A 20259-nucleotide genomic window follows, 5' to 3' on the forward strand; every position below is an offset into this window, starting at 1 on the left:
TAACTTTTTTTTAGAGAGGACGGCAATCCTATTTAAAATCCTGCTTTATGATAAAGAAGCTCGACAATACGACGGATTCGTTCATTCTCAATTTTCTTTTCATCGAAAGCCATTGGCTTTGAGTTTACTTCATACAAGACGTAATCACCAGCAATCGTAATCCCAGCATCTATTGAAAATTCTCCAAAGTAACCGAGCTCTTTGGTCAATAGTTCACCAACCTGTTTGACAAGGGTAGAAAAAAACTTGTCATGTTGCTTTGTCTGAACCCGTTCATAAGGAATTAGAATTCCACCATTTGGTAGGTGAGTAGTCAAGCTCTGTTTTTGAGATTGACGAACCCCAATGCCTGTGATTTTATATCCTTCTTGACTATCATGTGCATGAACTCGAAAATCAAACCGTCTCCCATCAAGCTGGGCAGGAATAACCTCTACTTGGGCTATATAACGGCGTTTTTCTAATATACGGGATTTTTCTCTCCAAAAATCTACAAAGCTCGGGTAGACTTTCACTTGGTGATGGCTCTTAAATTCAATGCTCCCATCATCGTGATATTTGACGGAAAAGATCCCGTGGCCTCGTGAGGAAAGTGAGGGTTTTAAATAGATCCCTTTATGTTCTTTTAAGAACTCTTCCAATTCATCCTTAGTAGTCACCAAAATAGTCTTCGGCATAAGGGGGTTGAAGAATGGATGGTCCCTTACTAGTTCGTATAATGTTGCTTTATCAATAAACGAAGGATTAAAAAAGGGGATATTCCATTCTTCGAACAAACGGGTTGCCTGCAAGAATGCAGGAGAATCTTCGGTTTTTCTTAAAGGGACCCTGTTGTAGACAACCTGGGGCAACGGAGTGACTGCTTGGTGCCAGGAGTCTTTTTCAGGGTTGAAAATAAACCCAGAAACATTTTTATGATTTAAATCTTCCGGAGTAAAAACAATGGAAAAACCTCCATTATTAATGGCCTCCCGCTGAATTGCCTTAAATAGGGGTATATTTCCAAGTACAGTCCCATCTTTTGATAAGGAGGCCATTATGCCAATTAATGGCCCAACATGATCATCCTTTATAGTCAAGTCAAAGGTGAGCAAATCTTTTCCTTCGAATGAAGGGATAGGGACCTTATTTGCACCGAAATAGATTCTTTTCGAAGTTCCCTTTTGATACCATAATTCGTGCCAATAATCGTAACTAAGCTTCATTTAAATAGTTCCTCTGGCTTTGTGATGGCCTTTTCGGCTAGGAAAATTCCAAATTCAATTGAAAGCTTCCTGCTTAAAAGTTCAAAATCTTTTAGTTGAGGATGTTTGAATATCGAACGTCCGGGTTTTGAGTTAGCCTCAAACAACCAAACCTTCCCATTTCTATCAATTCCAAGGTCAAAACCAATTTCCCCGATAATCCCTTCAATTTGCGTTTCAAGAACTTTGCTTAAATATAGGGCGGCACTGGTTAATTTATCTTTATACATTTGCTGTTCCTCAGTTGTGGGGAAAATTTCTTCCACAGTCATTACTTCGCCACCGTTATTTATATGAGTTGTGGCACTACCCTGACCACCCACTTTTGCGGCAATCGCGGCTAATTGCCATTCGCCCTGATCATCTTTATTTGTATGGACTCGAAAATCAATAATACGCCCGTCAACCCTCAGCAAATTAATACCTTGTTGGACAATCATCCTCGAAAGGTTTCGCTTAAAAAACACCTTCTTAAATAAGGTTTCTAGGCTATTAAATTTTGTTAGTTTTTTATGCCCTTCTACATCCCGATATCGACAATAATATTTCCCGTCAAGACGGTCAAATAGGATCTGATGTATACCTAATCCGAGACTGCCATTTTCTGGTTTAAGGTATATATGTCCATAGTCTGATAACATTCTTTCAATTATAGAGAAAGAGGTGAATGAATGAGTTTCAGGTAAATAATCATTTGCCTGATCATCCTGCTGTAACCTCTCGAAAATATCCATTTTGCTAAAAAAACCTGGGTTATACCAAGGAATCAGATAATCCGACTGAAGTCGCTCCTTTAAATGTTTGTTTGCTGCCCTTTTTTCTGTCCTACGATTAGGTAAGCGATCATACACTACATTTGGAAAGGGGACCTCAATGACTTTCCAGGAAGAATCTTCATAGAAATATCCTTTGATTAGACCTTGTTCCCAATTAATATGTTCTTCGCCAAAAAGGAAAGGGAGTGCACCGACCATTTTATTTACAGATAGTAGCTTGGAAAAAAAACTAGTTCTTTTACCAAGTGGCCTTAAGGGGTAAGAGGTAAATCCTGATGTCAAAATTCCAATTAATGGCCCAACAAACATTGTATCTTTATCTACAAATACATGGAGAGAGATTTCGAGCTCTGGTAAATGTAGTTCTTTGCGTAAAGAATGACTGATTATAATTTTCCCCTTATTATGGGGGAGACATTGGACAACGACAATCTTATTGCCAAATGCAATTCTTGTAATCGGATATTCAATTAGTTCTTTTGGTAAATAAACCTTATAATCATGACTTTTTTTATTTATTTCGATTCGATAACGTTTTTTCATTGCTCTGCCTCACTTTCTCGTGATTCAAGACTAGTTTCCTCCCGTATACAAGGGGTGCTTCATACAGGGAATCTTCAGCTGTGGGATTTGTTTCTAGGACTACTTTACGTCCAGGTTTAGAGTTCACATCGAGAATCCATATCCCAAGGTCCTTTGAAATCCCAATGTCAATACCTAGTTCGAATAAGGGAGGGTATTCTTGTTCAATGATTTTCGGAAGCTGTGTTAGAACTTCACTTAGCTCATTGTTGAGAAATTCACTTGTTGAACGGTCAAATGTGTCAATCCAATCTCGAAATGGTTTTGTGATAGCTCCTGCACTAAGATTGGATAAAATTCCCTTTCTTTTTCCTGTCCGAATCCCTCTCCCTCTTTCAACCCAATAACCATCCTCATCTTTTTGCATCAAGACTCTAAGGTCAAATGGGCACTCTTGGCGATCAACTAGCTGAAGAAAAGGCTGGATGAGATAATCCTTTTGGTTTAGTAACCTTTCTAACCAAATGTGGGCGCTATGTGTATTTGGGAAGGTTGAATGGATTACCTCTTGCGACTTATCAATACATATGGATATCTTCTCATTTTCAATTTCCATCTTTACAATCCCCATACCACCAGAGCCAAAAGCTGGTTTTAAGATAATCTTCCTTTCTTCATTTAATAATGCAAGGATTTGTTTGGGGTCCGCAGCCTTTGTTGTTCTAACAATGTATGGTGATAGAGAAGAATTCGATAAAGTTTCATATATGCTCCATTTATTTGGGAGACCTGAACCTAGAAACAATAAATCTTCTCGTTTTTTTAGCCACTTCATAATGGCAAGGGAAGTTTTAGCTATAGGTTGCTCTCCATAGAAACAACGATCATAGAGAATCTCGGGCATTGGAAACTCTGCTTTATGCCATTTTTTCTCTGTAGCGAGATACTTCTCTCCGGAGACGTGGTGAGTAATAGGATTTATATTTGTTGGTGCAAACCGGAAACACTCGATCTTATACTTTTGTGCACGCTCTGCAATCTTTGTAAAATAGTTGTGTTCTAACTCAGGGTTTAAGGTGATAAAACCAAATCGATACATTAGAAATCTCCCTCCGAGCGTTCATCTAACGAGGTATTAAAATATGCAATGATAGCCTTTGCTGACGGGCGGATACCACGCGTTGGTTCTCCAAGGTTTTTTGAAGGTTTTGAGTTTACTTCAATGATCCACAAATTCCCTTCAGAATCAATTCCAATATCAACGCCTAACTCCACCATTAAGCCGTTCATATTTTCGCTAATACAATCAGCTGCTTCGAGGGCAAGTTCCTTCATTAGAGATAGCTTAGAACGTGCCGTGTCCTTCCCGAAGATAAGGGATAGAATTTTCTGAGGGCGTAATTGCTCCCCGCCAAGAGCAAGATTTGATGCGAATTGATTTTCTGCCGATAATCTCGCTACTACAGATGTTACGTCCCACTTATCTAATCCTGTTCGATGGCAAAGGACTCTAAAATCAAGTCTTTTGCCTTCCCATTGAAGAAGCGGAATACCTTGTTGAATTAAATGGGCCTTACTGCCAAGTTTCCCTGTCAGTTTTGTTAGGATTTCTTTGCTGGATGGGAAAAGGAGTTGATTCATCCCTTCCTTATCAGAGAAGGAAAGTTTGAAACGATCCCCTTCATTTGTTAGCCAGTAAATGCCGCGTCCTTGACTTCCAGCTAGTGGTTTTATATACAAATCATCATAGACTTCAAGTAATTTTAAGAAAGTGGTTTTTGTAAATAGTTCGGTCGCTGGTAAAAATGTGTGGAGATTTTTCCGCTGTATTAGCCAGCTATGGACTTCCCACTTAGATAGGAAGCGGTGGTTACAAACTTGTATGTTAGCCTCTTCGGCTTTTTCCATAAGAGCTTTAAAGTTTTTACTACTTTCGGCCCAACGGGAATGAATGCGATTATAGATCATGTCGGGAAAGGGGAGTTTGGCTTTACGCCATCTTTCTCCATTAAAGTAAAAACCTGAAATGGTTTCTTCGGAAATGTCTTTTAGTGAGAAGACATAGAAGAATCCACCACTTTCCGTTACAAGCTGATTAAGTTCCTCGCAAAAGGAGTGGATTGTCCTGAAGGATGGTTCAACTCCTTCACCCTCCGATATTTCTGTTAAAACGGCAATAATTCTTTTGTTTGATATCATCATTGAGTGTTCCATTCATTCACCTCATTTGTTCCTTTTATATGGATGGAACAATGGTATAGGCGATAGCTGATAAAGTATCGTATGAAACAACCGGTAACATTGTGCGAAGTGAAGCACTTTAAGAGGTCATCAGGTGAACTTCTCGCATTTGAAGTCATAGTTTGTTATAGTGTAGGGGATTCCGAAAAGGAAAAGGAGTGGATACATTTGGCAGTTAATATTTATGATTCTGCATATGAAATGGAAAAGGCAATTCGCGGGAGTCAGGAATACGCGAATTTAAAAAAGTTGTATGATGATGTGAACCAGGATGATTCCGCAAGAACAATGTTTGAAAACTTCCGCAACATCCAAATGCAGCTTCAGCAAAAGCAAATGATGGGTGAGGAGATTTCTCAAGAGGAAGTTGAACAAGCTCAAAAGACGGTTGCAATTGTTCAGCAACACGAGAAAATTTCGCAATTAATGCAAGCTGAACAACAAATGAGCACGGTCATCACAGAAATCAACAAAATTATTATGAAGCCTCTTGAAGATTTATATGGTGTACAAGAAAATCAATAAGCAACTTGCTCCCGGAAACTAGATTCGGGAGTTTTTTTGTTTTGTTTGGGTTTTAAGTATATTTTTAATTACATACCGTGATTGAAGCGGAGACTAATTGAATAATTTAACATAGAAAGGCTCTATGTGCCCGTGGTGGATGAAAATTCGTTCGGACCTTTAACACAGCGTTTTTATAAAATACGTTATGTTCTAATTTGTCCTTTCATTTCATAAAAATCAGTGAAGACATGAACATCACAGAAATGGGGGCATAATTTATGATTTATCGTCTTTTAGCCTTAAATGTGGATGGAACGATTCTCCAACCAAATGGAAGAATTCATAAATCAACGAAAGAAGCAATTGCCTATGTTCAACAAAAAGGCATCTATGTCACACTTGTCACTTCAAGAAGTTTCCCTGCTGCTAAAAAAATTGCAAAAGCACTTAAAATAAATTCACACCTTGTTACTCATCAGGGAGCCTATATTGCCTCTGAACAGGGAAATCCAATTGTACAGAAGAATATTCCTGAAGAGATTACTTATGAAATTATTCGATTCCTAGAAGGATTTCCATGCCAAATTCGAATTGTCCAGGATGAGTTTTCCCTGGCGAATAAATACAAATTAAATCATAACTTGTTAGCTAAAACAGTATTTACTACAGGGGATCCAATGTTCTATTCTCAGCAATTCGTTGATTCAATTAGTGATACATTAAGTGATGATCCGATAAAAGCGCCTAAAATTGAGGTGTATTTTGAATATGAGGAAGACTTAAAGGATGCGCAAGAAGCTCTTTCCTCTATTTATACAGAGACCAACATGACAAAATTAAATGATTTCCGATTAGATATCTTGCCACATGGTGTTTCTAAACTAAATGGCCTAGTTGCCCTAGGAGATCATCTAGGGATTGCGTTAAAGGAAATGGTTGCAATCGGTGATGGTATGGACGATATGGATATAATTAAAGCGGCAGGATTAGGGGTCGCCATGGGGAATTCCTCAAATGAACTAAAAAAAGCCTCAGACTGGGTAACGAGGTCGAATAATCAACATGGTGTAGCCTATATGGTTAAGGAACACTTCCGTAAGCAACAACCAATTGAGTTTTTACGGAAAATGAACATTATAAAGAAGTGATGACGAAAAGAGCCTGCTAACATTTAGCAGGCTCTTCTCTTATTGACCTTACTTAGGGGAACCAGTAAACTAAAGAAAGCAAATTTGGAAAGGTGATTGTATTGTACATTCATATAAAAGGTTTAACTGATGAACGGTTCCATCGGCCTCTACAGTTGATTGCAAACTTGTTTTCTGAGGAGCCAGAAATTCTATTTTCTGAATCAAATCAAAAAGTCGATGCTACGCTTATTTTTGATTTAGAAACGGCATCATCAGTTAAGGCTAATCTTCAATTGATAGATGAAAATGGAGAACGTTTTTCAGCCTCATATGAGAGGCAAATACCCAATACGCTAACAGAAAAAGAAAGTTTTCGTCTGATAAAAAATACAGTGTCCCATGCTTACTTATCTATCCTTCAAGATTGGACTGGAATGGTCCAAAACTGGGGATTCTTGACAGGGGTTCGTCCGACTAAGCTTCTTCATAAAAAACTACATGAGGGAACAAATCGAGAAACGGCCCATCGTGAATTGGCTGAAGAATATATGATTACACCAGAAAAAATTAATCTGATGCAACATATTGTTGATCGGCAACTCACTGTCATCCCTGACTTATATGACTTGAGAAAAGAAGTAAGCATTTATATCGGAATTCCATTCTGTCCGACGAAATGTGCCTATTGTACCTTCCCAGCCTACGCAATAAATGGGCGACAAGGCTCAGTCAACAGCTTTCTCGGCGGTCTTCATTATGAGATGAGAGAAATTGGTCAATGGTTAAAAGACCAGGGGATCAACATTACGACTGTATACTATGGAGGTGGGACTCCAACATCCATCACGGCAGAAGAAATGGACATGCTTTATGAAGAGATGTACACTTCATTCCCTAATGTTAAGGATATCCGTGAAATTACGGTTGAAGCAGGACGGCCTGATACGATTACACCAGAAAAGCTAGATGTCTTAAACAAATGGAATATTGATCGTATCTCAATCAATCCACAATCGTATATTCAAGAAACTCTTAAGGCAATCGGGCGTCACCATACAGTTGAAGAGACAATTGAGAAATATAAGTTAGCCAAAGAAATGGGTATGAACAATATAAATATGGATTTGATTATTGGCCTTCCTGGAGAGGGGACAAAAGAATTCACCCATACACTTAGCGAGACAGAAAAGCTGATGCCAGAGTCATTGACTGTTCATACACTATCCTTTAAACGTGCATCTGAAATGACGAAAAACAAAGAGAAATACAAAGTTGCCGGCAGGGATGAGATAGAAGCAATGATGGGACTAGCCGAGGAATGGACAGAAGCTAACGGATATGTTCCATACTACCTTTACAGACAAAAGAATATTCTTGGTAATCTCGAAAATGTAGGCTACTCGGTCCCAGGTCAGGAAAGTCTTTATAATATTATCATTATGGAAGAGCAGCAAACCATCATTGGTCTCGGGTGCGGAGCAGCTAGTAAGTTCATTCATCCTGTTACAGGAAAGATTACTCAGTTCGCTAATCCGAAAGACCCGAAAACTTATAATGAAAGCTTTACCGAATACACCAAACAAAAGATTGAGATATTAAATGAATTATTCCAAAAAGAAAGCCCTCCACTATAATTAGGAGGGCTTTCTTCGCTTCTTAGTGCAGGTTGCTTGGTTACTATGTATCATTGAAATAGCCTGAACCATAATAAGTGCATAAAAATTCTGATAAATGGTTTTTAAAAAGGTCTTTTCCATTTATAATGTAGATGAAGCCAAAGGGGGGATTACGTTTGACAACCGATTTTAATCTTGATTTTAAAACGGACACAGTAAAGGTCAACATAGAAGGAAGAGTAGCTACGGTCGAATTAAATAGGCCTGAATCAATGAATGCATTAGACTTGGAAATGATTAGAGGTCTAGCTTGGAATTTAAAGGAATTATGTAATTCAGATGACGTTGAAATTGTCGTTTTGAAGGGGTCAGGACGAGCATTTTCCGCTGGAGGAGACATTAAGACGATGCTTGCGGAGGGGAATGAAAGCGATTTCCTTGGGATTATGGATAGTATTAGTGAGCTGATTATCACGCTGTATAGTATGCCTAAGGTAACAATCAGCGCCATTACAGGTGCCGCGGCAGGACTAGGGTTCAGTCTGGCATTGGCAACAGACTATATCATAGCTGATCCAGCTAGTAAGCTAGCAATGAACTTTATTGGAATTGGCTTAATCCCTGATGGGGGTGGCCATTTCTTCATGAAAACAAGGGTTGGTGAGACAAAGGCTAAGCATTTAATTTGGGAAGGGAAGCCGATGTCAGCAGCTCAGGCACTTGAGCTTGGACTGATTGACGAGGTTGCACAGAATAATCTTAATGAAAGTATAGATAACAAAGTAAAAGAATGGGAACAAAAACCGCTACAAGCAATGATTAAAACAAAGAAAATCTATGCAGAAGAAAACCGTGTGTCCTTGTTAAAATTCCTTGAACTTGAAAAAATTGCCCAAACCAAAATGAGACAGACAGAAGACCATAAAGAGGGCATTCAAGCCTTTCTTGAGAAAAGAAAGCCTAATTTTATTGGGAAATAAGGTATAGTCCATACAACAAGGAAAAGCAAAGAGTAGCGACTCTTTGCTTTTTTCATGTACGCATTCCAAATGCGTAGACAATCCAACTCTGTTTTAAGGGTGGAAAAGGATCAATTTGCCTTGAGGAGAAATGCAACGATAGGTGTTATCTTGTAGGTTTTTTTCTGAAAGGATTTTCTCACCCATTGTTTTCGCTTCTTCCTCACTGCCAGCTTGGAAGGACTCATCTAATAATTTCTCTCCATCAGGTTTAAACGCTGTTAGTTTATACGTTTCCATATTGAATCCCCTTTATAAGTAGTAGTTTGTTAGTGTTATTTTTACATAATTTTTAAAAAAGTGCAAAGATAAAAAAACTGTTAAATGGAACTTTTTTCCGTGATAATCGTAATAGATGACGAAAAGGAGGAGAAACATATGGCACTTCAATTAGAAAAGGTAACAAAGAAATTCGGGAAATTTACAGCCGTAGATCATCTTTCACTCGCCATACCAGAAGGGGAAATCTTCGGTTTTTTAGGAGCGAATGGAGCGGGAAAGACAACGACTTTCAGAATGATCCTCGGGTTACTAGACCCTACCGAAGGCCGAATTACTCTTGATGGAAAAAGAGTCGATTATTCTACTAGTCCGATTATCGGATATTTACCTGAAGAGAGGGGGTTGTATCCTAAATTAAAGGTGAAGGACCAGATTGTCTATCTAGCTAGATTAAGAGGGATGAAAAAGCAAGATGCACTAAAAGAACTTGATTATTGGCTAGAGCGGTTCAAAGTACCAGAGTATCTAGATAAAAAAGTAGAAGAGCTGTCAAAAGGAAATCAGCAAAAAATTCAATTTCTAGCGGCTGTTATTCATCGGCCAAAGCTTTTGATTCTCGATGAGCCATTTAGTGGTCTCGACCCTGTAAACGTTGAGCTGTTAAAGAAGGCTGTTCTTGATCTAAAGGAAGCAGGAACTACGATTGTCTTTTCTAGTCATAGGATGGAGCATGTGGAGGAAATGTGCGAACATCTATGCATTATGCAAAATGGCAAACCAGTCGTACATGGATCATTGAAGGATATTAAACGATCATTTGGGAAAAAGAATTTGGTGATTCATGCTGATTTTGACCTACGTTTTCTTCAAGAATATCGCGGGGTAACAAAATCGAAGCAGACACCTGAGGGAATACACTTGCAGATTACAGGAGAGGAAATTGCGGGAAATATCCTACAGGACATTGTTGGAAAAGGTTTTATTCGGAAATTTGTCCTTGAAGAACCTTCTCTAAACGATATCTTTATTGAAAAGGCGGGTGCTTCTTATGAATAATTTCTTTATCATCTTATTTCATACATATCTTTCAAAATTAAAGACGAAGTCCTTCTTAGTAACCACCATACTAACCGCGGTCATTCTTATTACCTTGACTAATATCCCAAGGATTATTGAGTTCTTTGAAAGAGATGGGGATGTTGAGAAGGTAGCCGTTATTGATACTAGTGGTCAGCTTTTTCAACCATTAGAGGAACAGGTGAAAATAACTGACCAAGACTTTGAACTCATCCTTGTTTCAGAAAGTATTAAAGCTGTTGAGAATAAGGTGGAGGAAGGAGAATATACCGGAGTCCTTCAGTTAACGATGACTTCGGAACAATTACCCGCTGCCAATTATAAGTCAATGAGCATGGCTGATTCGGTCGTAGTTACAGAGCTACAAACGGCCCTTCAGCAGATCAAAACTGTGATGGCTTCGTCACAGTTAAACCTGACTCAGGAACAACTGGCTCAATTGTATGAACCAGTACCTTTTGAAAGATTGGCGTTAGAGGAAGATGCGAAAACAGAGGAAGAATTAAACCAAGCAAGAGGTCTTGTTTATGTTCTCCTCTTTATCATTTATTTTGCTGTAATTATGTATGCAAGTATGATTGCGACAGAAGTGGCAACTGAAAAATCATCAAGAGTAATGGAAATACTTATCTCCAGTGTCTCGCCTGTCAAGCAAATGTTTGCGAAGATTATCGGGGTTGGCTTATTATCACTTACACAGCTAGCTGTGTTCTTAATTGTTGGATATATCTCGGTTAAACAAAACCTTGATTCTATGGAGGGTGGATTTTTTGATTTCTTCGGATTTGGAAATGTCCCTGTTGCAACCATTGTTTATGGTGTAACCTTTTTTATCCTAGGTTATTTCTTATATGCAACACTTGCGGCTTTCCTCGGTTCCCTAGTTAGTAGAATTGAGGACGTTCAGCAAATGATTACTCCGATGACACTATTAGTCGTGGCAGGCTTTATGATTGCGATGGTTGGGTTAAGTCAACCAGAAGCTGGATTTATAACCGTTACGTCTTTTATTCCATTTTTTACTCCAATGATCATGTTTCTAAGAGTCGGAATGCTGAATATCCCTTTATGGGAAATAAGCTTATCGATTGCCATCCTCGTTGGAACGATTACTATTCTTGCGATTTTCGGTGGCCGTGTATATAGAGGCGGCGTCTTAATGTATGGCAAATCAAATTCCTTTAAGGATATAAAAAAGGCATTACAATTAACAAAAAAGTAGAAAATTTATTCAAAAAGAGTCAGGCTTTGGGGCCTGACTCTTTTCTGTGTTACTCGAAAGAAGCATCGCTATTTTTAAAATCCTATCAGAACGTGCATTCGTATTTGTGGAGTGGTAAAATAGAAAAAAAGGATAGGAAAGGATTCATAATGAAAACCGTAAAATTTTTACACTGTGCAGATCTTCATTTGGATAGTCCAATGAGTGGGTTAAAATACCTGCCTGAAGGAATTTTTAATAGACTTCAAAAAAGCACATTTAAGGCATTATCTAAGATAACTGAATTAGCCCTGTTTCATGAGGTTGATTTTGTTGTGATATCAGGTGATATCTTTGATGGAGAGGACCGTAGTCTTCGAGCACAGGCAGGGTTTCGCAAAGAGATGACAAGACTTCATGAAAAAGGGATCAATGTCTATGTGATTCATGGAAATCATGATCATCTAGGTGGAACTTGGACACAACTAACCTGGCCGGAAAATGTCCATGTTTTTGGAGATAAAGTCGAAGTGAAACGATTTATTAAGCAGAATGGAACAGCTGTGCATTTATATGGGTTCAGTTATCCAGAAAGGCATGTTTCCGAACCCTGGATTAATAGATATGTTAAATCTAGCGGCGCTGATTTTCATATTGGTATGTTGCACGGCCATTTTGAAGGTTCGAGTGATCATGCTAAATATGCTCCTTTTCGTCTTACGGACTTGCTTCAAAAGCAATTTGATTATTGGGCTCTTGGTCATATCCATAAACGGGAAGTATTAGCGACTGAGCCGCCTATCGTATACCCTGGCAATCCTCAAGGGAGAAACCGTAAGGAAACTGGTGTTAAGGGTTGTTATGTTGTTTCATTAACTGAACATAGCACACACCTGAATTTTCAAGAAACAAGTGATGTCGTGTGGATGGAGAGAACCTTGGATGGGTCGCTCGTCACTAATTTGGGGAGCTTATTTGATTTATGCCGTAAAGCAATTCATGATAGCCGCCTTGGAGGTAAGGGAGTTATCCTGAACCTTATAATCGCGAATCTCAAACAAACAGAAGAAGACCGCTATGATTCGGAGGCTCTTGAAGAGATAATGGATACCCTTCGGGAGGATGAAGGGGAGACGGAAGACTTTGTCTGGATACGTAACATAGAGGTTTCAGTAACCAATAGTTATAATCGCTCCCAATTAGCGATACAGGGCGAGTTTTTCAAAGAGCTTTTTACGTCTGTTGACCGATTTAAAACCTGGGAAGAAACGTTATCCCCATTATATAGTCATCATATTGCTAGAAAGCATCTTACTGAGCTAACGGAAGTGGAGAAAAAAGATATTCTAGAAGATGCAGAAAATAAATTACTCCAACTTCTTAGCGCCAAGAATGAGGGAGGGAGCTAGCAGATTATGCATTTAATTGAGATACATATTTATGGCTATGGCAAGCTTGAAAATGTAAAACTAACCAACCTAAATAACATTCAAGTTTTCTATGGTGAAAATGAAGCAGGCAAATCAACAATCATGTCATTTATTCATAGTATCTTATTTGGTTTCCCTACAAAGCAACAGGCAGAGCTCCGTTACGAACCGAAGAGGCATTCTAAATATGGAGGCCTGATTAAGGCGAAGTTTACCGGAAAAGGAATAGCGGTGATTGAAAGGGTTGCAGGAAAGGCAACGGGGGATGTATCAGTAACATTAGAGGATGGCACGGTTGGTGGAGAAGGGCTTTTGCATGATTTACTAAATGGAATGGATAAAGGTACGTTTCAATCGATTTTTTCCTTTAATCTTCAGGGCCTGCAAAATATTCATCAGTTAAAAGGAGAAGACCTCGGGAGGTATTTATTTTCGGCAGGGGCCCTTGGCACAGAAAGGCTGCTAAATGCTGAAAAGCTGTTACAGAAGGAAATGGAGCAGCGATTTAAGCCAGGGGGAAAAAGGCCCCATCTAAATGAGAAGCTTAAAGAACTTAGAGAAGTCTATGAGGCTTTAAAAAAAGCTGAAAGCGAAAATAAAGATTACCAACAACTAAATACCGATAGAGAAGAAACAGAAAGAAAGCTGAAAGATCTTTCTGTTCAGTTAGCAAATAGCGAGAGCCAAGTTTATAAACTAAAAGAATTAGAACGAGTCTGGCCGTTAATGATTGAGGAAAAACAACTAAAGACCCAATTAACTGAATATGAAAAACTTTCGTTTCCAACAGATGGGATTTCTCGACTCGACCGGTTGATTGAACAGAAAAAGCCTATTCAAGCCCGACTTTCTTGGCTTGCTGAAAAAAGCGAGTCATTAAAAGGGGAGGCGGAAAAGTTTAAACCTGATTTGGACTTGCTTAAACATGAGTCTGAAGTTAGCAATGAATTAGAGAAGATTCCTCTATATAATCAAATCGTGCAAGAACAAGAGAAATTGAATCGTAGGGTTGATGAAATAAACGAAGAAATCAATCAAATCAATGATCAGCTAGATACCCGGTATACACAGGAAAGCATCTCAATGGTTAATACTAGCGTTTTAATGAAGGATAACGCTGAGGACATTCAACTAAAGCAACAACAGTTAAAGGAACGGAAACACTCTCTTGATGTCAGCTTTCTTGAAGAAAAAACGGCTATGGAGGAGCTTGAACAGGCTTCTGAAGCAAAAAAACGAGAGATTCTTGATAAGCATACAAGGGCAAGGCTTAACCAACAGCTCGATACCATCGAACATCAGGAGAGGTTGGAAGCAGATCTCCGTACAATCGAAGAACGGGTCAAGGGTTTTCAGTCAAAACAGACATCTGAACAAGAGCGGAAAAGAACTGAGCAAAAAAGACAGGGTGCTTTTGTACTGATGCTTAGTTTTATCTTTCTAACCCTTGTAATAAGTGGTTTCTTGAATAATCAGTGGGTATTGACTACTTCAGGGGTTGCTGGGCTTGTTATCCTTATTGTCATGTATTTTCGCTCTAAAGCATCGGTATCGAGTTATAACGTTGATCTTGATGATGAAGGAATAGCATCTCTGAACAAGCGCGCAAAGGAGTTAAAGGAACAGCTAAAAGATGCAGGTGGCTTAAATGGGACATCTATTAGACTGGCGATTGAAAAAGATGAGGCAAATCGCAGGAAATTGGCTGAATTAGCCGCAAGGATTGACCAGCAAAATAATCGTTATGAGCGTATTATTCAAGCTTTTGAAAAGTGGGAAAAGGAAACGAGACAATTATACGATAGGCAAGAGGAGCTAGCGCAAAACCTGATGATACCGAAAGAGTTAGCGAGGGGAAAGGTTTACGATGCCTTTTTGCTAGTAGAGGGACTGAAACAACGATTCAGAGAAAAAGCTCGGCTAGAAAAACAGCTTCTAGATCTAGAGAAAAAGAAGCAAGCGATTACCGAGAATTTTCAGGAACTAAGTGAAAGGTTTCTACTTAATCGTACAGCAAATATTCAAGAAGTAGCTGTTTTACTAAGAAAGAAACTTCGTGAGGAAATTGATAAACAAGGAAAGTTTCGAGAAATCTCTTTAAAGCTACAAGAAATGAGCGAAGAGTCTTCCCAGCTAAAGCAAGAACTTTTGCAATTTCAAGTTGAAGAAGAAGGGCTATACGAGCTTGCTCATGTCGATGACGAAGAAACATTCAGACAAATGGGATATCGAGCAGATCAGCTCAAAGAATTGGAAAATAGGCTCGCTGCTGTTTTATTGCAGTTAGAAACAGCAGGTATTACGAGGGAAGATCGTGAAGCTATAGCCCAAGGGAAAAAGCCAGACGAGGAACTTCAGATGCAATTGAAATTCATAGAGGAGTGTAAAAGTGAGCAAAGCCGCCTACATGATGCTTTCGCAGAAATCAAGCATAGAATGGGCTTGCTTGAGGAAGGTGGATTGTATGCTGATTTATTACATAGGTATCGCCAAATGAAGTATGAATTTGAGGAAGAATCGAAAGAATGGGCTAGATATGCAGTTGCTAAGGAAATTCTATCTAATACGGTGGAAAGCTATAAGACAGAGCGGCTACCTAAACTCCTGGATAAAGCAGGGGAGTTTTTCAAACTATTAACGGATGATGAATATATCCGCATCCTTCCGCAAGGAACAGGAACTGGTTTTATACTTGAACGGAAGGACCATACCCTGTTTGTAGCCGAAGAACTTAGTCAAGCTACAGCTGAGCAGGTGTATGTCTCATTAAGGCTTGCCTTAACGGTTACATTATTTTCCCGGTTTCCGTTTCCAATCATCATCGATGATAGCTTTGTTAATTTTGATAAAAATAGAGCACAACGTATGATATCCTTGCTTCGGACATTTTCCGAGAATCAAATATTATTTTTCACTTGCCATCAGTATATCCTTAATGAATTTCAGACTGAAGAAATCCTTATGCTTAAGGATAACATTCCTCAACAGGTGAGTTAATAGTTAGCGTAGGGCCTCTTTAATAGGGTTGAATTCTGGAGATAGATTGGTATGATATAATTTTCAAAGGGAAAGGGGGAGTAATTTATGAGCAAAGGAATTCTTGATTATGGTGTCGGTGAACAGGTGGATAAATTCCTGTTAATAAAAAATTCAACAAAAGGAATAGCCAGTAATGGAAAGCCTTTTTTAACTTTAATTTTTCAAGATCAAAGTGGAGAGATTGAGGCAAAACTTTGGGATGTTTCCGATTCGGATGAAAGCAATTATAGTCCTGGAAGTATTTTCAAAGTGTTAGGTGATATTCATAATTACAGGGGTAGAATGCAACTTAAGATCAGGCAAATACGTGTTGCATTAGAAACGGATTCCGTTAAAGTAAGTGATTTTTTGGAAACAGCTCCTATTGGCAAAGATGAGATGTCATCGAAAATTACTCAATATATTTTTGAAATGACGAATCCAAATATTCAAAGGATTACAAGGCATTTATTAAAAAAACATCAAAATGAATTTTTCGATTTTCCAGCGGCGACGAAAAACCACCATGAATTTGTCTCAGGTCTGGCCTACCACGTAGTATCAATGCTTGACCTTGCAAAAAATATTTCTAGCCTTTACCCAAGCTTAGATAAGGATTTGCTTTATGCAGGGGTAATTCTTCATGATCTCGGCAAGGTTTATGAGCTATCAGGTTCTGTAGCTGCTTCCTACACAATCGAAGGAAACCTTCTTGGGCATATTTCCATAATGGTTAATGAGATTGGGAAAGCCGCCAATGAATTAGGGATATCCGGTGAAGAAGTTATGATTCTTCAGCACTTGGTATTGAGTCATCATGGAAAAGCAGAATGGGGAAGTCCTAAGCCACCGATGGTGAAGGAAGCTGAAATTCTTCATTATATTGATAATTTGGATGCTAAAATGAACATGCTTGATCGGGCCTTAAACCGAGTGGAACCTGGGGAGTATACCGAAAGGATATTCGCCCTTGATAACCGCTCATTTTATAAACCGAGTTTCCATAAATAAGAGGTACAATTAGCTCAATATCCACAAATTATGCAATAATAGTTAACTATAAAGTTTCAAGGAAGGCCGATTTTTGAATGGCCTTCTTTTTTTTGCGCATACTTTGTCAGAGAGCTTCATAGACATAATACAAACTAGGACAACCATTATGGCAGGAGGAGAAAATATGACTGTTCCAATCTGGGTATTCGCAGTAGCATTCGGAATTATTATTAGTGCTTATATGGCTATTAAAAGTGGTAAAGAGGAACGGAAGCAAGAAATGGACATCATTGAGCGGGAAGGGGAAGTATATATGGATCGGCTAGAAAAGGAGAAGGAAAAACGACAAGGTTCATTAGGAGTATAAAAAAAGGGTTCCATAGCGGAACCCTTCTTCAAATTGTTAAGGCATTTATAAAAGTTTAAGGGTGTGGATAATTGTGCTGTTATTTGTATCCAGCTCCAGCGCCTAGCCCCTCGGGTCATAAGCCAATCCGTCAAGAAGGTTAAAAAAACAACCTTCTTGACGGCTCGTCTTATGCCTGTCGGGGCTGATCAAGGCGCTTGCGCTTTTGTTCTTTAGGATTGAGCAGGAATGACTCCCTTAAGATCTTCGTCTTTAATATCGACTTTAGCATCTTTTAGCTCTTGTTGGAGCTTTTCTTGTAAGGCTGCTGCATCAATCTTCGTTAACTTCACTTCATGCTCAAGATCTTCTTTCATTTCTTCAAAAGCTGGTTTTTCCTGTTTTTCTGTTACCTTAATGATATGCCAACCATGTTGGGATTGAACTGGTTCACTTACTTCATTCACGTCAAGCGCATAAGCAGCTTCTTCAAATTCTGGTACCATCTGTCCGGTACCAAAGAAATCGAGGTCGCCGCCTTTTTCAGCGGATCCCGGGTCTGTTGAGTATTCTTTTGCAAGCTCTGCAAAATCATCACCAGCCGCTAGTTTAGTCTGTACTTCCTTTGCTGTTTCTTCATCTGCAACAAGGATATGGCTAGCCCTGATTTCTGGCTTGTAGGCTTCGTATTTTTCTTGAACTTCCTCTTCCGTCGCTTCAACATCACTTAAAGCAGCCTTTTCGATAAGAAGCTGGTCTCTTAAGAGGTCTCTTAATGCCTCTTCATCTGCTAGTTGATTTTGTTGAAGAACTAATTCGAAGTTGTCCCCATATTCTTCTTTCATTTCATTAACTGCTTTATCAAGCTCTGCATCAGTTACTTCATACTTTTCTGATAAAACTTTTCTGTACAGAAGCTGTTGAAGTGCAGTTTCTCCTACTTGTGCCTTCATTTCCTCGTAAAGCTCATCTTTTGTAATATTTCCGGCACTTGATTCGACGATAACCTCGGAGTTATCACTGCCGTTGCAAGCTGATAATGTTAAAACCCCAGCTGCAAGGGTTAAAGGTAAGATCCACTTTTTCAATTTAAACATCTCCTAAGAAAATTCTAATGGGCTTTTCCAATCCACAAGTTTTACTATACCACAAAGTGCTAGTGTGACAAAAAATTTATTTTTAAAATTTACCATTCGTTAATTAGGCATATGTCCAACCATAAGGAGGATGGCGACATAGGATAATCGTGTAAAGAGATAAAGGAGGTAATGTTAAATGGGTCACTATAATTCAGGTTTCGCGTTGATTGTAGTGCTGTTTATCTTATTGATTATTGTAGGCTCCGCATTCGTCTAATTGAATAGAAATTGGGTTTTATCAGGATAAAGGCCCATGCGAACGAAGGATGAGCTGAATAGGATATCTCAGAACACACTGGAAGGAGGTGTCAGTATGGGTGCAGGATACGGTGCAGGTTTTGCGTTAATCGTAGTACTATTCATTCTGTTGATCATTGTAGGTGCTGCTTGGCTATAATATAAGCAACCTATGAGCTAACAGAAAAGAGCGTAAAAAGCGATGAGGAAGTTTCCTCATCGCTTTTTTTAAGTGAATAGAATATCCACATATGACGAAATCAAAAGAATCGTCACAAGAATATTAATGGTTTGGAAGACATTACCTTGTCGTTCTTCTGGAATTTCTTTCTGGGTACAGAGGGAATCAGTTAATTTGTTAATGAAAAATAGGATAAAGCCAGCAAATATAGGGAACACAATAAAAACGGAGATCATCCAAGAATCCCTCCTTTTTTCATTCTTAGTATGTTAATTACAATATCAAATCTTTTTTAAAAAAGATAGTTTTTTATACTGAAAGAAAATGGAGATAAAGAGTTTTTACTGCCCTTTAAGGAGAATTAAATGGTAACATATGTACAGTAAAGTATATGTTAAAAGGGGAAAAGGAAGAAATGAAAAACGAAGAGATAGCAGAAAAAATAAAAATGCTGGAGTTCCACCAAAAATTGCTACTAAAAATGGTCGAAGGCTCCAGCTTGAAATTTTATTATCTAATCATTGATCGATCACTTACTGAGGTAGAAGTAACGGAATTTCTGCAATATTGTGAGAACCTGACCGTGGAATTTAAAAAACAGAAAGCGGAAGGGTTTGTTTATTTTCATCCGCTTTTCGATGAATTTCAATTGTTCTTGCAGCCTAAAATGGATGCTGAGGAAGTCATTTTTGCCTGTTTGGAACAAGGTCTTTTTGTCCCCTTAATGCAGGAACTTAAGAAGTACACGAAACTTTAAACGAATTCTTTTTCGTTTTTCCCTTCTTTTTTACGAAGTTTCCCTTCCTCTTCAACAAATTGCGTTTCTATATTCGAAAAGGATTTCTCGAATATTTCCATAAAATCATCGCCGTAAATATTCCGAACAATTGCCATGATTTCTATAATGTCAGGAAACTTACCGTAAAGCTCTTTTAAGGGAAGAGTTCCGGAAAAAACGACATTATTATCAGGCTCAAAACTATCCATTAAGCTTAGTAATATACTTTCTCCCTCCTCCGTAAGCTGGACATAAGTATTTCTTTTGTCATTCTCTTTCTTAGAAAATTGTAATAAGCCTCTTTCTTCTAGCTTCTTAGAGAAATTGAACGCTGTTGATACGTGCATTACACCAAACTTGGCTACATCTGAAATTGAAGCACCATTCAGATGATAGGCAATCCATAAAATATGATGTTCGTTGATGTTCAAATCATAAGGTTTAATCCATTGTTGCCAATCCTTCTCAATTGACTTCCAAAGGGCTTTACTGAGTTGTGCGATCCGTTGGCTGAAAATTAAAGCTTCTTTCATTGAATACGTTTTCTCTGTCATCCCAATACTCACCTACTTTAAATGATTC

21 protein-coding genes are annotated in these 20259 nt (G+C 38.6%); 13 read left to right on the forward strand and 8 right to left on the reverse strand.

Annotated features, from left to right (window positions below; genetic code table 11):
* Positions 1–32: 32 nt before the first annotated feature.
* From BMX30_RS13400 to BMX30_RS13415, 4 genes are read right to left on the reverse strand one after another with little or no spacing between them, the layout of a single operon-like run.
* Positions 33–1205, reverse strand: coding sequence for a YheC/YheD family endospore coat-associated protein (locus BMX30_RS13400; RefSeq protein WP_090746432.1), 1173 nt, complete (start codon positions 1203–1205; stop codon positions 33–35).
* A complete protein-coding gene (locus tag BMX30_RS13405; protein WP_090746435.1) occupies positions 1202–2563 on the reverse strand; it encodes a YheC/YheD family endospore coat-associated protein in 1362 nt (453 codons plus the stop codon). Before BMX30_RS13405 ends, BMX30_RS13400 begins: the two co-directional genes overlap by 4 nt.
* Entirely contained in the window at positions 2532–3641 is a 1110-nt protein-coding gene (locus tag BMX30_RS13410; protein ID WP_090746438.1) for a YheC/YheD family endospore coat-associated protein, read from the reverse strand. Before BMX30_RS13410 ends, BMX30_RS13405 begins: the two co-directional genes overlap by 32 nt.
* Positions 3641–4756 (reverse strand): YheC/YheD family endospore coat-associated protein, encoded by a 1116-nt coding sequence (locus tag BMX30_RS13415; protein WP_090746441.1) that lies wholly within the window; start codon positions 4754–4756, stop codon positions 3641–3643. The genes BMX30_RS13410 and BMX30_RS13415 overlap by 1 nt, the downstream gene beginning before the upstream one ends.
* Before the next feature lie 195 nt (positions 4757–4951).
* On the opposite strand from BMX30_RS13415, the gene BMX30_RS13420 reads away from it, so the two are divergent.
* The 4 genes from BMX30_RS13420 (at position 4952) to BMX30_RS13435 (ending at position 9016) form a co-directional block, all read left to right on the forward strand.
* Positions 4952–5308: a YlbF/YmcA family competence regulator gene (locus BMX30_RS13420; protein WP_090746444.1), complete on the forward strand. Its 357-nt coding sequence runs from the start codon at positions 4952–4954 to the stop codon at positions 5306–5308.
* Positions 5309–5568: 260 nt separating this feature from the next.
* Positions 5569–6438: a Cof-type HAD-IIB family hydrolase gene (locus BMX30_RS13425; protein ID WP_090746447.1), complete on the forward strand. Its 870-nt coding sequence runs from the start codon at positions 5569–5571 to the stop codon at positions 6436–6438.
* 101 nt (positions 6439–6539) lie between these two features.
* The gene (locus tag BMX30_RS13430; RefSeq protein WP_090746450.1) at positions 6540–8054 is read left to right on the forward strand and encodes a coproporphyrinogen III oxidase; all 1515 of its coding nucleotides are present in this window, start codon (positions 6540–6542) and stop codon (positions 8052–8054) included.
* A gap of 158 nt (positions 8055–8212) precedes the next feature.
* Positions 8213–9016 carry an enoyl-CoA hydratase gene (locus BMX30_RS13435; protein ID WP_244532599.1) on the forward strand — a complete coding sequence of 268 codons (804 nt, stop codon included), beginning with the start codon at positions 8213–8215 and terminating at the stop codon, positions 9014–9016.
* 93 nt (positions 9017–9109) lie between these two features.
* Here the strand turns inward: BMX30_RS13435 and BMX30_RS13440 are convergent, their stop codons facing one another.
* Complete coding sequence (locus BMX30_RS13440) at positions 9110–9295, reverse strand: YhzD family protein (protein WP_090746456.1); 186 nt, start codon at positions 9293–9295, stop codon at positions 9110–9112.
* 138 nt (positions 9296–9433) lie between these two features.
* Here BMX30_RS13440 and BMX30_RS13445 point away from each other — a divergent pair, with 138 nt between their 5' ends.
* The 6 genes from BMX30_RS13445 to BMX30_RS13470 all read left to right on the forward strand — a co-directional run bounded on the left by BMX30_RS13445 (position 9434) and on the right by BMX30_RS13470 (position 17363).
* Positions 9434–10333, forward strand: coding sequence for an ABC transporter ATP-binding protein (locus tag BMX30_RS13445; RefSeq protein ID WP_090746460.1), 900 nt, complete (start codon positions 9434–9436; stop codon positions 10331–10333).
* On the forward strand, positions 10326–11576 hold the full coding sequence (locus tag BMX30_RS13450) for an ABC transporter permease (RefSeq protein WP_090746463.1): 1251 nt from the start codon (positions 10326–10328) through the stop codon (positions 11574–11576). Before BMX30_RS13445 ends, BMX30_RS13450 begins: the two co-directional genes overlap by 8 nt.
* A gap of 149 nt (positions 11577–11725) precedes the next feature.
* The gene (locus BMX30_RS13455) at positions 11726–12964 is read left to right on the forward strand and encodes a metallophosphoesterase family protein (RefSeq protein ID WP_090746466.1); all 1239 of its coding nucleotides are present in this window, start codon (positions 11726–11728) and stop codon (positions 12962–12964) included.
* A gap of 6 nt (positions 12965–12970) precedes the next feature.
* A complete protein-coding gene (locus BMX30_RS13460) occupies positions 12971–15982 on the forward strand; it encodes an ATP-binding protein (RefSeq protein ID WP_090746469.1) in 3012 nt (1003 codons plus the stop codon).
* An 87-nt stretch (positions 15983–16069) separates the two neighbouring features.
* Complete coding sequence (yhaM, locus tag BMX30_RS13465; RefSeq protein WP_090746472.1) at positions 16070–17014, forward strand: 3'-5' exoribonuclease YhaM; 945 nt, start codon at positions 16070–16072, stop codon at positions 17012–17014.
* 166 nt (positions 17015–17180) lie between these two features.
* The gene (locus BMX30_RS13470) at positions 17181–17363 is read left to right on the forward strand and encodes a sporulation YhaL family protein (protein ID WP_090746475.1); all 183 of its coding nucleotides are present in this window, start codon (positions 17181–17183) and stop codon (positions 17361–17363) included.
* Positions 17364–17575: 212 nt separating this feature from the next.
* Here the strand turns inward: BMX30_RS13470 and BMX30_RS13475 are convergent, their stop codons facing one another.
* Positions 17576–18430 (reverse strand): peptidylprolyl isomerase, encoded by an 855-nt coding sequence (locus BMX30_RS13475; RefSeq protein ID WP_090746478.1) that lies wholly within the window; start codon positions 18428–18430, stop codon positions 17576–17578.
* Positions 18431–18617: 187 nt separating this feature from the next.
* Between BMX30_RS13475 and BMX30_RS13480 the strand changes: the two genes are divergently transcribed.
* Together BMX30_RS13480 and BMX30_RS13485 are read left to right on the forward strand one after the other, a co-directional pair.
* On the forward strand, positions 18618–18698 hold the full coding sequence (locus BMX30_RS13480) for a YjcZ family sporulation protein (protein ID WP_090746482.1): 81 nt from the start codon (positions 18618–18620) through the stop codon (positions 18696–18698).
* Positions 18699–18794: 96 nt separating this feature from the next.
* Positions 18795–18878: a YjcZ family sporulation protein gene (locus BMX30_RS13485; RefSeq protein ID WP_090746485.1), complete on the forward strand. Its 84-nt coding sequence runs from the start codon at positions 18795–18797 to the stop codon at positions 18876–18878.
* 68 nt (positions 18879–18946) lie between these two features.
* Here the strand turns inward: BMX30_RS13485 and BMX30_RS13490 are convergent, their stop codons facing one another.
* The gene (locus tag BMX30_RS13490; protein ID WP_090746488.1) at positions 18947–19135 is read right to left on the reverse strand and encodes a hypothetical protein; all 189 of its coding nucleotides are present in this window, start codon (positions 19133–19135) and stop codon (positions 18947–18949) included.
* A 179-nt stretch (positions 19136–19314) separates the two neighbouring features.
* Between BMX30_RS13490 and BMX30_RS13495 the strand changes: the two genes are divergently transcribed.
* A complete protein-coding gene (locus BMX30_RS13495; protein WP_090746870.1) occupies positions 19315–19656 on the forward strand; it encodes a DUF1878 family protein in 342 nt (113 codons plus the stop codon).
* Here BMX30_RS13495 and BMX30_RS13500 read toward each other — a convergent pair.
* Entirely contained in the window at positions 19653–20231 is a 579-nt protein-coding gene (locus tag BMX30_RS13500) for an HTH-type transcriptional regulator Hpr (protein ID WP_090746491.1), read from the reverse strand. The genes BMX30_RS13495 and BMX30_RS13500 overlap by 4 nt on opposite strands.
* Positions 20232–20259 lie beyond the last annotated feature (28 nt).

The organism is Mesobacillus persicus (genome assembly GCF_900109925.1).
GTDB lineage: Bacteria > Bacillota > Bacilli > Bacillales > Cytobacillaceae > Mesobacillus_B > Mesobacillus_B persicus.